Here is a 12,433-nt window from a genome sequence, read left to right as displayed (position 1 = left end):
ATAGAGAGAAGGAACGGGTACAATGACTATCAAGCTGCATAAGCCTGACATCACAGAGCTGAAGCCGCGGATCACCGTGTTCGGTGTCGGCGGCGGCGGTGGCAATGCTGTCAACAACATGATCTCCGCTGGCCTCCAGGGCGTCGACTTCGTTGTCGCCAATACGGATGCGCAGGCCCTGACGATGACGAAGGCGGAGCGCATCATCCAGCTCGGCGCAAGCGTGACTGAGGGTCTGGGCGCGGGTTCGCAGCCGGAAGTCGGCCGTGCAGCCGCCGAAGAATGCATCGACGAGATCGTCGATCACCTGAACGGTACCCACATGTGCTTCGTCACCGCCGGCATGGGCGGCGGCACGGGTACGGGTGCGGCGCCGGTGGTTGCCCAGGCTGCCCGCAACAAGGGCATCCTGACGGTCGGCGTCGTGACCAAGCCGTTCCACTTCGAAGGCGGTCGCCGCATGCGCCTGGCCGAATCCGGTATCCAGGAACTGCAGAAGTCGGTCGACACACTGATCGTCATTCCGAACCAGAACCTTTTCCGCATTGCCAACGACAAGACCACCTTCGCCGACGCTTTCGCGATGGCTGACCAGGTTCTCTACTCGGGCGTCGCTTGCATCACTGACCTGATGGTGAAGGAAGGTCTGATCAACCTCGACTTCGCCGACGTCCGCTCGGTCATGCGTGAAATGGGCCGCGCAATGATGGGCACCGGCGAGGCATCCGGCCAGGGCCGCGCGATGCAGGCTGCAGAAGCTGCAATCGCCAACCCGCTGCTCGACGAAACCTCGATGAAGGGTGCACAGGGCCTCCTGATCTCCATCACCGGCGGTCGCGACCTCACCCTGTTCGAAGTCGACGAGGCGGCGACCCGCATTCGCGAAGAAGTCGATCCGGATGCGAACATCATCCTCGGCGCGACGTTCGACGAATCGCTGGAAGGCATCATCCGCGTCTCTGTCGTCGCAACCGGTATCGACCGTGCGATGAACGAAGCTGCCGGCAAGAACTTCCAGCAGGTTCAGAAGCCAATTATCCGTCCTTCCGCGGCCGTTGCTCCGGCGCCGGCCGCAGTCCAGCCTGCACCCATGATGCAGCAGGCACCGAAGACCGTCGATGCGATCGCACAGACCATCCGCATGGCTGAGGCCGAGATGGAACGCGAACTCGAAATCCACGCTCCTCGCGCGCCGGCACCGGTTCAGCAGCCGGTCCAGCAGGAAACCTTCCGCCCGCAGAGCAAGATCTTTGCAGCGCCGGAAGCAGCGCCGATCATTCGTCAAGCTCCTGTCCAGCATGCTCCCGTGCAGTCGCCTGTCATCAGCCAGCCTGCTCCTGCACCCGTCATGCAGCAGACTGCGCCGGTCATGCCGCAGCAGCCGGTTCGGATGCCGAAGGTTGAAGACTTCCCGCCGGTTGTCCAGGCTGAGATCGACCATCGGTCGCAGCCGACAGCCACATCGCACGCCCACGAAGAGCGTGGTCCGATGGGCCTCCTGAAGCGAATCACCAATTCGCTCGGTCGCCGTGAAGAGGAGGTCGTTCCAGAGATGACGTCGGCTCCCGCTGCCGCCTCTCAGCAGCGCCGTCCGCTTTCCCCGGAAGCAAGCCTCTATGCGCCACGCCGCGGAAACCTCGACGATCAGGGCCGCAGCGTGCCGCAAGCGCGGATGATGCAGGAAGACGACCAGCTCGAGATCCCGGCGTTCCTTCGCCGCCAGTCGAACTGAGATAAGCACAGAATCGCCACGTTGAAGCCCGGGAGTTCGCTCCCGGGCATTGTTGTTTCAGGCCATCAAATTCGAGCCAATTTGCGCAGCGATTTCAAAGTCATGATTTCGTAACAAAGCGAAAGAAACAGTGATTTGGATTGGAGCGTGGGCGCACGTATGTATTGGCTCAAGGAACCGTCTTGGTGCGCTTCATGGCAGGACTTGGACGGAGTGAAATATGCCTCGGCTGGTGGTTTCGACATATAGGTCGCTGCGATCGCCGAGGATAATAAAGGCAAGATTTATGGTTATTGGCATGTTGGGTTTTCAGACGACGGTATCACGTCCGGTCGGTCTTTCGGGGACCGGCGTTCATTCGGGTGCCGATGTTTCGATCACCTTCAACCCGGCTGAAGCCGACACTGGTGTTGTATTCAATCGCATGCACGAAAACGGCGAGGTTACCGAACTTCGCGCTGTTTCTTCCCAGGTCGGCAATACCGATCTCTGCACGGTTCTCGGTTTTTCTCCAGCGCGCTCCGTCGCGACGATCGAACATGTCATGGCGGCCGTCTATGCGCTTGGCCTTGACAACGTCCTGATTGAGGTTCACGGCGCCGAAATGCCGATCATGGACGGCAGTTCCATGCCCTTCATAGAGGCGATAGAACAGGTCGGCCTGGTGTCCCTCGGCGTCAAGCGTCGCTATATCCGCATTACCAAGCCGGTGCGCATCGAACATGGCGGCTCCTGGAGCGAGTTCCGTCCCCATGACGGCATGCGTTTTGAAGTGGAGATCGATTTCGATTGCCCGCTGATCGGCCGCCAGAAGTGGGAAGGCGACATGACGGCTGCGACCTTCAAAGCGGAATTGTCGCGTGCCCGGACCTTCGGCTTCATGCGCGACGTGGAGCGCCTTTGGGCTTCGGGTCATGCGCTCGGATCTTCGCTTGAGAACTCCGTTGTCATCTCTGACGACAATACCGTTATCAATATCGAAGGCCTGCGTTACGCCAAGGATGAGTTCGTCCGTCACAAGACGCTCGATGCCGTCGGCGACCTGGCACTTGCCGGCGTTCCCTTTATCGGCTGCTACCGATCCTACCGCGGCGGTCACAAGATGAATGCCAATGCACTCAAAGCTTTGCTCAGCGATCCGACGGCCTATGAAGTCGTCGAGACATCAGCGCCGCGTCCGCGTGTTGCGCCGCGTGATTTCATTCGTGTGAACGCTCCGGAATTTGCTCCCTGGTCGGCTTGACCTCCATCGCTTTCTTTAGGCCAGGGCCGCCTCCTTCGGGAGGCGGTTTCTTTATGTGGCGCACTCCGCCGCGATTCCCGATAGATCTTTTGCAGCAGACGTTTAGCGGCAACAGATGCGCCTTTATCAGGGCGAAACAGGAGATTATGACCTGAGCCGCCACAAAAATGCGTTAATGCATCATCATTGCGTTGCTCTGGCCATGCATTTGTGGCTAGAAACGCCAGCGAGGCGTGACTGCTGTTGAGGGATGGCGGTCGTTGGGATGTTCCGATGGGTTATGCAGGGTCTGAAAGTATGATGAAGACAGCGCGCGCTATGTTCGCATCGCTCTTGGTGTTGAGTGCAGGCGCCTTAATTTCCGGATGCCAGTCCGACCCAGATATCGACATCACCAAGCTCGGTCTCGAAAACGATCCGCCGGACGTTCTCTACAATCAGGGCCTCGCCAATATGAAGGCGGGCAACATGGCGGAAGCCGCCCGCAAGTTTGACGCGATCGACCGCGAGAACCCGTTCTCCGAATGGGCGCGGAAGGCGCTTGTGATGAGCACCTTCGTCAAGTATCGACAGGGCCGTCTCGATGATGCGCTCGCATCCGGCAACCGCTACATGGCGCAATATCCGAAGTCCAAGGACGCGGCCTACGTTCAGTATCTGATCGGTCTCAGCTATTCCAAGCAGATCGTCGATGTGACGCAGGATCAGCGCGCTGCTGTAAGGACCGTCGAGGCCATGCAGGCGGTGATCGACAACTATCCGGACTCCGAATACGTTGATGACGCGCAGGCGAAGATCCGCTTTGCGCGCGACCAGCTTGCCGGCAAGGAAATGCAGATCGGTCGATACTATATGGAGCGCAAGGAATACCTTGCTGCCATCTCGCGCTTCCGCACCGTCGTCGAGAAATACCCAAGCACGAACCAGATCGAAGAAGCGCTCGCTCGCCTCGTCGAAGCCTATTATGCGATGGGCATCGTCGAAGAGGCGCAGACGGCTGCTGCTGTTCTCGGCCACAACTATCCTGATAGTCAGTGGTATGCGGATTCCTACAAGCTTCTGAAAAGCAACGGCGCCGAGCCGCGTGAAAATCAAGGCTCGTGGATTTCGGCCGCCGGCAAGAAACTCCTGCTCGGTTCCTGAGGCCAATGCTGATCCAGCTTTCGATCCGCGATATCGTCCTGATCGAGCGGCTGGATCTTGCCTTCGAGACCGGCCTCTCAGTGTTGACGGGCGAGACGGGCGCAGGCAAGTCCATCCTGCTCGACAGTCTGTCGCTGGCGCTCGGCGGGCGTGGCGACGGCGATCTTGTCCGCCATGGCGAAGACAAGGGACAGGTGACTGCCGTCTTCGACGTGGGGATGGATCACGGCGCCCGAAGGCTGCTTCGCGAAAACGGCATAGACGATGACGGCGATCTCATCTTCCGGCGCGTCCAGACATCCGACGGCCGCACCAAAGCCTATGTCAACGACCAGCCCCTCAGCGTGCAATTGATGCGTCAGGCCGGTCAGATGCTTGTCGAAATCCACGGCCAGCACGACGACCGAGCGCTTGTCGACACCCATGCGCACCGGATCCTGCTCGATGCTTTCGCCGGCATAGGCGATGATGTCGCTGGCGCCTCCCAGCTCTACCGCGTCTGGCGCGATACCGAACGTACGCTGAAGAAGCATCGCGAAAAGGTGGAGAATGCGGCGCGCGAAGCGGACTATATTCGGTCTTCCGTCGAGGAACTCGAGAAGCTGTCGCCGCAGGACGGCGAAGAGGACGATCTTGCCGACCGCCGTCAGAAGATGATGAAGGCCGAGCGGATCGCGGGCGATATCGCCGAAGCGTCCGAGTTCCTGAATGGCAATGCCTCGCCAGTGCCTCATATCGCTTCCCTGGTGCGCCGCCTTGAGCGCAAGAGCCATGAGGCGCCGGGATTGCTCGAAGACACTGTGGCGCTTCTTGATGCCGCTCTCGACCAGCTTTCCAATGCACAGATGGAAGTGGAAGCGGCGCTGCGAAAGACGGAATACGATCCGAAGGAACTGGAGCGCGTCGAGGAGCGGCTGTTTGCGCTGCGTGCCGCCTCGCGGAAGTATTCCGTTCCGGTAACCGAACTGCCCGCACTTGCCGTTCGCATGATCAGCGATCTTGCCGATCTTGATGCCGGCGAGGAGAAGCTGACAAAGCTCGAGGGCGAGGTCGGCGTAACCAGAGCAAATTATGAGGCGGCGGCGCGTTCGCTATCGGAGAAGCGGCATCATGCAGGTGACGCGCTCGCGGCTGCCGTCATGTCCGAATTGCCGGCGCTGAAGCTGGAGCGCGCGCGTTTCATGGTGGAGATCACCACCAATGCTGAAGAGGCGACGGCGGAAGGGTTCGACGTGGTCGAATTCCACGTCCAGACCAATCCCGGCACGCGGCCGGGTCCTATCATGAAGGTTGCGTCCGGCGGCGAGCTTTCGCGCTTTCTGCTGGCGCTGAAGGTCGCGCTTGCCGATCGCGGTTCTGCGCCGACGCTTGTCTTTGATGAAATCGATACCGGCGTCGGTGGGGCCGTGGCGGATGCGATCGGCCAGCGGTTGAAGCGGCTGTCCGACCGCGTGCAGGTGTTGTCGGTGACGCATGCGCCGCAGGTTGCCGCCCGCGCGGCAACGCATCTGCTGATCTCAAAAGGACCGGCGTCCGTGGGCTCCGAGAAGATCGCGACGCGTGTCGCCACCATGGAACCCAAGGACCGGACGGAAGAGATCGCCCGTATGCTGGCCGGCGCATCTGTGACCGAAGAGGCGAGGGCGGCAGCGGTCCGATTGCTCGCCGGCAACGGCTGAGCTACTCCGTCTGCGTGGATTTGATTTCGCTTGTGTTCTTCTGGTGAACGGCTTCGTAAGGCTCGAAATAGACAACCGCGCCCGAGGCCAGATCGTCGGCAATAAAATCCTTCAACGACATTGCCTCCGCTTTTTCTCGCTCTTTCGGAGCGACCAGCCGCTGCAGGTAGTCTCGGTTTGCGTCGATGAGCGTGGCGGCATAACCGCCGGCAGCGATCCGCTCCGGATCGCCGTGGTTGGGCAGGATCCGGTGGATCGGCCATTCCCGCATTCGGACGAGCTCGCGGATATGCGTCGTCAGGTGCGCCGGCTCAGAAACGTAGGTCACCGTATCTTCGAGCGTATCACCGGCCAGAAGCAGCCTTTCCTTAGGAAACCAGATGACGTTTCCATCCGCGCTGTGAATGTCGAAATGGTGGAGCTCCACCTGGCGACTGCCGACCATGAGATCCAGCCGCCCTTCAAAAAGCCGGTTGGGCATCACGACGGGGAGGATCTGCGGATCCCCCGTTTCGAGCTCCTTGCGATTCCGGACGAGGGCTTCGGCGGTCAGCCCGAGGGCTATGATCTCGCAATCGGCAAAGACTTCATTGCCGGCAATATGGTCCGTATGCCAGTGACTGAGCACGACCTGGATCGAGGTGACGCCGAGGCTCTCGATGTGGGCGCGGATCGCACTTGCGTGCTGCAGCGACATGTGGGTGTCATAAACCAGCGCATGCACCCCATCGACGATGGCGTATGAGGCGATTCCGAGCGAGTAGGCACCATCATCGAGCCAGTTCGGAGCGTTTGAATACAGGCGCCTGCCTTCGATGCGTCCGTCGTAGTAGGCAAATATGCCCGGATATGGTTCAAGGATTCTGAGCGTAGAGGTGATGTCCGGCATGGCATTCCTTTATTGGCGCCGAATTCGCGGAGGTAGTGTTGTTCTTTTCGGCCGACGACGTTGCGTTTGCAATGGTTTCAGGCTGACGGCGCCCTAATTTTCTCCGGTCGCGTGATGCCGCGGCGTTGAGTACCGCGCGCTTGCTCCTTTCCAGTTTTGCGTTTTCGTCATTTCGGCTAAAACCTCTGAAGATTCCCCGGAGTGATCTCAATGTCCGTAGCGCCGACAACTGTAGAAAATATGACGATTGAAGATGCCGCTGCCGAGCTTGAGCGGCTGGCACGGGAGATCGCCCGCAACGACGAGCTCTATCACGGTAGCGATCAGCCGGCGATTTCGGATGCGGATTATGACGCGCTGAAGCGGCGCAACGATGCGGTAGAGGCACGCTTTCCGGAGTTGATCCGCGAGGATAGTCCCTCGCGGCGTGTCGGCGCCGCCCCATCCGTGACATTTGCCCCCGTCGTCCATGCGCGGCCGATGCTGTCGCTCGACAACACGTTTTCACAGGAGGACGTGCAGGACTTCGTCGCCAGCGTCTACCGCTTCCTCGGGCGCCTGCCGGACCAGTCGATCGCATTTACCGCAGAGCCGAAGATCGACGGGCTTTCGATGTCGATCCGCTACGAGAACGGCAAGATGGTCAGCGCCGCGACCCGCGGCGACGGAACGACGGGCGAGAACGTCACGGCCAACATCCGCACGATCAGGGAAATCCCGAACGAGCTGCCGAAGGGCGCCCCCGCCGTCGTCGAGGTGCGTGGCGAGGTCTATATGGCCAAGAGCGACTTCCTGGCACTCAACAAGCAGATGGAAGCCGAGGGCAAGCAGACCTACGTCAACCCGCGCAATACGGCATCCGGCTCGCTGCGTCAGCTCGATGCGAAGATCACGGCGAGCCGCAAGCTGAGGTTCTTCGCCTATGCCTGGGGCGAGATGTCGGAGATGCCATCCGACACGCAATTCGGCATGGTCGAAACCTTCGGCGGCTGGGGATTCCCCGTCAATCCGATGATGAAGCGTCTCAACTCGGTCGCCGATATCCTGGCCCATTACGATGACATCGGCCTGAAGCGGCCGGATCTGGATTACGATATCGACGGCGTCGTCTACAAGGTCGACAGCCTCGAGCTGCAAGCTCGTCTCGGCTTCCGTTCGCGCAGCCCGCGCTGGGCGACAGCGCACAAGTTCCCGGCGGAACAGGCCTTCACCCGGCTGCTGGCGATCGACATCCAGGTCGGACGCACCGGGGCGCTGACGCCGGTGGCGCGGCTCGAGCCGATCACGGTGGGTGGGGTCGTCGTCACCAATGCGACGCTGCACAACGAAGACTACATCAAGGGTATCGGCAACAACGGAGAGGCATTGCGCGAAGGGCGCGACATCCGCATCGGCGACATGGTGATCGTGCAGCGGGCAGGGGATGTGATCCCGCAGATCGTCGACGTCGTCATGGAAAAGCGCGAGGCGGGGGCAAAACCTTATGTCTTCCCGAAGAGCTGCCCGGTTTGCGGTTCGCATGCGGTGCGCGAAGTCAACGAAAAGACGGGCAAGGTGGATGCGGTCACGCGCTGCACCGGCGGTTTCATCTGCCGCGCGCAGGCGACGGAGCATCTGAAGCACTTTGTCTCACGCAACGCCTACKATATCGAGGGGCTTGGCTCCAAGCAGGTCGATTTCTTCTTCGAAAGTGAGGACCCGTCGCTGCAGATTCGCACCGCGCCCGACATCTTCACGCTGGAGAAGCGTCAGGACGGTTCGCTTACCAAGTTGGAGAACATCGATGGCTTCGGCAGGGTCAGCGTCGGCAAGCTCTATGCGGCGATCAACGAGCGTCGCAGCATCGCGCTCCACCGCTTCATCTACGCGCTCGGCATCCGCCACGTGGGCGAGACGACCGCCAAGCTTCTGGCACGCTCATATGGCACCTACGAGGCTTTCGAAACAGCCATGCGGGAAGCCGCGCCGCTGTCTGGCGATGCGTGGAACGATCTCAACGCAATCGAGGGCATAGGAGAGATTGTCGCCCGTGCCATCGTCGAATTCTACAAGGAGCCGCGCAACGTCGAGGTCATCACGCGCCTGCTCGCCGAGGTGACACCTGGGGTGGCTGAGCAACCGACAACATCGGGCAGCCCCGTCGCCGGCAAGACAGTCGTCTTCACAGGCTCGCTCGAAAAGTTCACGCGAGACGAGGCAAAGGCGAGGGCGGAAAGCCTTGGCGCCAAGGTGGCAGGTTCCGTTTCGAAGAAGACCGACATCCTGGTCGCTGGCCCGGGTGCCGGCTCGAAGCTCGACAAGGCCCGAGAGCTCGGCGTTCAGACCATGGACGAGGACGAGTGGCTGGCGCTGATCGGGGGGTAATGCACGGGCATTGACGTGTTCCCGTTTTGGGAATGCGGCGCACCAATGCAAATCAATGCGAAGTCGATGCTTCGTGTCGTCTGGGAGCGCTCTCCATAGGCAAAAGTGCCGTTGGGTGTATGGCACGCTGCCCTGAGCAAAGCCGACTGGTCGGGGCCAGGGAGATCAAGACCATGTTCGGCGCGAATGTCGATTTCGTCGGCGACAGCAGGGTGATTTTCGATATTGACGGCAATAAGCACCTCCTGATCGTTCACGTCTCATATCCCTACAGGCGACTGCTCGTGAAGCTCGTCGGAACGCATGCCGATTACGGCAGGGAAGCCTGGGGCGTGCCGTCAAAGCATCGTGCAGGGCTCTATGCACTCGCCGTCGCTTGAGGTGCGGATGGGATGGCCGCCGGTCTTCAGGCAATCATCCCCTCGCATTCAACCTCTGACCCGGCCCATTGCGTAGGCATCGACATAGCTCCCTGCCCGGAAGCCGAAGGCCTTGAGGATGCCCTCCTGTTCGAAGCCGAATTTCTTGTAGAGGCCGATGGCGATGTCGTTGTCGGTGTAGACGGTCAGTTCCAGCCGCCTGATGTCGAGCCAGTTGTCGGCGGCCTCGATGACGGCCGCCAGCAGCGCGCTACCAATGCCTCTGCCCGTGAAGTCGTCATGCACGCCCATGCCGATGCTTGCCGCGTGATTGCGTCGGCCTCGATAGCGCGTCATGCCGATATCTCCGACGATAGCGTCGTCGATCAGTGCGACGAGGCGCATTGCGTCGGGATTGTCGCCCTCAATGTGGCGTCGCGTTTCCTCGATGCTCTGATAGGGGGGACGCAACGTTCCGGCCCGAAATCCCGGAAGATTGACAAGTGCCGTCAAGGCGTCGGCATCAGATGGACGTATTGCGCGGATGTGGAGGCCTTTTGGCAATTGGATATTCTGAGGCTTTGGCTTCTCTGGTGACATTTCTTGCTCTCCATTTGATGCGGGAGAGCCGGTTTCGAAACCCTGCTCGCCTCGGCAGGGTTCTCGGGATGATCGGTATTGCTGTTAACGCACCATCGCTCCCGCGCACCCTTCAGGGGTCGTGGTGATATGAAGCATCGTCATGGCGATAGAACCGATCATGACCGCAATTTTCGATATTCGTCTGGAGATGTCAACCGAAACGTGCAGTTTGCCTCGGCGGCGGCGTGTCGCTATGCCTGATGGAGCAAACCGAATCGGACGTCGCCTTGAAGACCATTGCCATTGACTTCGAAACGGCCAACGAGCAGCGCGGCAGCGCTTGTTCGGTCGGCCTTGCCTGGATCGAGGAGGGAAAGGTCACGCGCGTCGAGGAACGGCTGATCCGCCCGAAGGACATGCGCTTCTCGGGTATGAACATCGCCATTCATGGCATCCGGCCGGAGCATGTCGAGGATGCGCCGGAGTTCCCCGAGGTGATGGACGAGTTCCTTGAGGATTTTCGCGGTGCGACGATGATCGCGCACAACGCCGCCTTCGATTTCAGCGTCTGGCGCTCGAGCCTCGATCTCTACCGGCAATCCTATCCGGAGCTCACCTACCTCTGCAGCCTGAAGATGTCGCAGCGCATATGGCCGCATTTCCTCTCGCATCGCCTGAACATGCTTGCCGATCATCTCGGTCTCCGCTTCGTACACCACAATGCGGCCGAGGATGCGGCCGTCTGCGCGCAGGCGGCCATCGAGATGGCGAGGGCGATCGGTGCGGCGGCCATTCATGCCGTTCCGGCCTTGATCGGCATGAAGCCCGGGCGCCTGATGGCGAGCGGCTACGAGCCCTGTACCTGCCGGAAAGCTTGAACCTTTCTTGCAAAGGCGCCCCGCGCGCTTATCTAGTATTGCGCAACATACAGGGAGCCAACATGTCCAGAACACGCAGCATCGCGCTTGCCGCAGCGTCGCTCATCGGCCTCTGCGCCGGCTCGGCATCTGCCGACGTCGTCGGGAAGGTGGGCGTCGATTGGATCGGCAACGATATCATCGTCGACGCGGTGGCAGACCCGGCGGTGAAGGGCGTGACCTGCCACGTCACCTATTTCGACCGCAGCGTCATTGACCGCGTCAAGAACGGCAACTGGTTCGAAGATCCATCGAACAGCGCGATTTCCTGCCACCAGACGGGGCCGATCGAGATCGGCGACATCGACCTGTCGAAGAGCGGGGACGAGGTTTTCAAGTCGGGCATTTCGCTGATCTGGAAGAAACTGGTGGTCACCAGGATCTATGACAAGCAGAATGACACGCTGATCTATCTCGCGCATTCCCGCGAGCTGACCGATGGGTCTGCGAAGATGGCGATCTCGACGGTGTCGCTCTACGGGCAGACCGTCACGTGGAAGAACGGCAAACCGCAATAGAGCTTGTGAGATCAAGCAACTCTTGGTGACCAACGGGTCGGCCGCCGTCTGTCGGATAGAAATCGACAGTCTGTGCGGATATGGTCAAAGGCCGGATCAAATCGAAAAGGACGCTCGATGCCAAGCCCCGCCCGGATCGCTAACCGATATCTGACGGTCGATATTTCCTCTCTCGGTGCCGAGATGCAGGCGCTGACGACCAGTGACGGGCGGTCGTGGCTCTGGAACGGCGACCAGGCCTACTGGGGAGGGAGGTCGCCCGTGCTGTTTCCGATGGTTGGCAGGGCGCCGGACGATACGATCGCAATCGACGGACAGAGCTATCCGATGAGCCAGCACGGTTTTGCGCGCCGGGCCGAGTTTGCCCTCACGGCCTCGACCGCCACGATGTGCCGGTATGAGCTTGCGGCCTCGGAGGCAACGAGGCCGGTCTATCCGTTCGATTTCCTGCTTGCCGTCGAGCATTGGGTCGAGGGGCGGGCGTTGACCGTCGCGGCCGAGGTCACCAATCTCGACCAGCGGGCAATGCCCTTCGGCATCGGCTTTCATCCGGCCTTCGTCTGGCCTCTGCCCGGTGCGGCTGGACGCGACCATGTCGTCACGCTCGACAATCAGGGCGAGCCGGACCTGGTGCGCGTGGAGGGAGGGTTGATCTCCCCCGCGAGACTTGCGTCGCCGTTCAGCGCCGGACGACTGGTGCTTGACCATGCCATGTTCGAAGCCGACGCGATGATCTTTCCGGAAGGCGCGGGTAACGGACTGCGCTACGGCGCAGAGGGCGGCCCGGCGATGCAATTCACCTTCGACAATCTGCCCAATCTGGCGCTGTGGCAGAAGCCGGGTGCTCCCTTTATCTGTATCGAACCCTGGCATGGGACGGCGGCGGAGAAGAATGGCTCCAACGACCTTGCAAAGCGGCCGTTCAGCCAGGTCCTTGCGCCCGGAGCGTCCGCCCGTTTTGCATTTACAGTCGAGGTCATCGAGTAGCTGGCACGCAGCAACAGGTC

At 60.7% G+C, this 12,433-nt stretch carries 10 protein-coding genes and 1 pseudogene; 9 read left to right on the top strand and 2 right to left on the bottom strand.

What is annotated here, in order from left to right; translation table 11 throughout:
- The first annotated feature begins 22 nt into the window (after positions 1-22).
- The 4 genes from ftsZ to recN all read left to right on the top strand — a co-directional run bounded on the left by ftsZ (position 23) and on the right by recN (position 5,797).
- Positions 23-1,732, top strand: coding sequence for a cell division protein FtsZ (gene ftsZ, locus AC1DMK_RS04870; protein WP_477857462.1), 1,710 nt, complete (start codon positions 23-25; stop codon positions 1,730-1,732).
- Between the two features lie 286 nt (positions 1,733-2,018).
- Positions 2,019-2,975, top strand: a complete 957-nt coding sequence (gene lpxC / locus AC1DMK_RS04865; RefSeq protein WP_037064276.1) for a UDP-3-O-acyl-N-acetylglucosamine deacetylase — start codon at positions 2,019-2,021, stop codon at positions 2,973-2,975.
- A 273-nt stretch (positions 2,976-3,248) separates the two neighbouring features.
- Positions 3,249-4,118 (top strand): outer membrane protein assembly factor BamD, encoded by an 870-nt coding sequence (locus tag AC1DMK_RS04860; RefSeq protein ID WP_196246780.1) that lies wholly within the window; start codon positions 3,249-3,251, stop codon positions 4,116-4,118.
- A 5-nt stretch (positions 4,119-4,123) separates the two neighbouring features.
- Positions 4,124-5,797 carry a DNA repair protein RecN gene (recN, locus tag AC1DMK_RS04855; protein WP_037064272.1) on the top strand — a complete coding sequence of 558 codons (1,674 nt, stop codon included), beginning with the start codon at positions 4,124-4,126 and terminating at the stop codon, positions 5,795-5,797.
- A 1-nt stretch (position 5,798) separates the two neighbouring features.
- Here the strand turns inward: recN and AC1DMK_RS04850 are convergent, their stop codons facing one another.
- Entirely contained in the window at positions 5,799-6,686 is an 888-nt protein-coding gene (locus tag AC1DMK_RS04850; protein WP_477857458.1) for an MBL fold metallo-hydrolase, read from the bottom strand.
- 210 nt (positions 6,687-6,896) lie between these two features.
- Between AC1DMK_RS04850 and ligA the strand changes: the two genes are divergently transcribed.
- Positions 6,897-9,050 carry an NAD-dependent DNA ligase LigA gene (ligA, locus tag AC1DMK_RS04845; RefSeq protein WP_477857456.1) on the top strand — a complete coding sequence of 718 codons (2,154 nt, stop codon included), beginning with the start codon at positions 6,897-6,899 and terminating at the stop codon, positions 9,048-9,050.
- 105 nt (positions 9,051-9,155) lie between these two features.
- Positions 9,156-9,430: pseudogene (locus tag AC1DMK_RS04840) on the top strand (type II toxin-antitoxin system HigB family toxin).
- 48 nt (positions 9,431-9,478) lie between these two features.
- On the opposite strand, the gene AC1DMK_RS04835 reads toward AC1DMK_RS04840, so the two are convergent.
- A complete protein-coding gene (locus AC1DMK_RS04835; RefSeq protein ID WP_037064266.1) occupies positions 9,479-10,009 on the bottom strand; it encodes a GNAT family N-acetyltransferase in 531 nt (176 codons plus the stop codon).
- 269 nt (positions 10,010-10,278) lie between these two features.
- On the opposite strand from AC1DMK_RS04835, the gene AC1DMK_RS04830 reads away from it, so the two are divergent.
- From AC1DMK_RS04830 to AC1DMK_RS04820, 3 genes are all read left to right on the top strand, one after another.
- On the top strand, positions 10,279-10,869 hold the full coding sequence (locus AC1DMK_RS04830; protein ID WP_037064465.1) for a 3'-5' exonuclease: 591 nt from the start codon (positions 10,279-10,281) through the stop codon (positions 10,867-10,869).
- A gap of 62 nt (positions 10,870-10,931) precedes the next feature.
- Positions 10,932-11,426: a CreA family protein gene (locus tag AC1DMK_RS04825; RefSeq protein ID WP_477857453.1), complete on the top strand. Its 495-nt coding sequence runs from the start codon at positions 10,932-10,934 to the stop codon at positions 11,424-11,426.
- Positions 11,427-11,543: 117 nt separating this feature from the next.
- Positions 11,544-12,413, top strand: a complete 870-nt coding sequence (locus AC1DMK_RS04820) for an aldose 1-epimerase family protein (protein ID WP_477857451.1) — start codon at positions 11,544-11,546, stop codon at positions 12,411-12,413.
- The last annotated feature ends 20 nt before the right edge of the window (positions 12,414-12,433 follow it).

The sequence above is a fragment of the Rhizobium sp. 05L419 genome (assembly GCF_056397845.1).
The sequence above is the reverse complement of the archived record's forward strand: the minus strand, read 5'-3'. Positions and strand labels throughout refer to the sequence as shown.

Bases quoted from the DNA above. Each gene is read 5' to 3' on its own strand.
- ftsZ (WP_477857462.1), top strand. From the start codon at position 23: ATGACTATCAAGCTGCATAAGCCTGACATCACAGAGCTGAAGCCGCGG.
- lpxC (WP_037064276.1), top strand. From the start codon at position 2,019: ATGGTTATTGGCATGTTGGGTTTTCAGACGACGGTATCACGTCCGGTC.
- AC1DMK_RS04860 (WP_196246780.1), top strand. From the start codon at position 3,249: ATGGGTTATGCAGGGTCTGAAAGTATGATGAAGACAGCGCGCGCTATG.
- recN (WP_037064272.1), top strand. From the start codon at position 4,124: ATGCTGATCCAGCTTTCGATCCGCGATATCGTCCTGATCGAGCGGCTG.
- AC1DMK_RS04850 (WP_477857458.1), bottom strand. From the start codon at position 6,686: ATGCCGGACATCACCTCTACGCTCAGAATCCTTGAACCATATCCGGGC.
- AC1DMK_RS04835 (WP_037064266.1), bottom strand. From the start codon at position 10,009: ATGTCACCAGAGAAGCCAAAGCCTCAGAATATCCAATTGCCAAAAGGC.
- AC1DMK_RS04825 (WP_477857453.1), top strand. From the start codon at position 10,932: ATGTCCAGAACACGCAGCATCGCGCTTGCCGCAGCGTCGCTCATCGGC.
- AC1DMK_RS04820 (WP_477857451.1), top strand. From the start codon at position 11,544: ATGCCAAGCCCCGCCCGGATCGCTAACCGATATCTGACGGTCGATATT.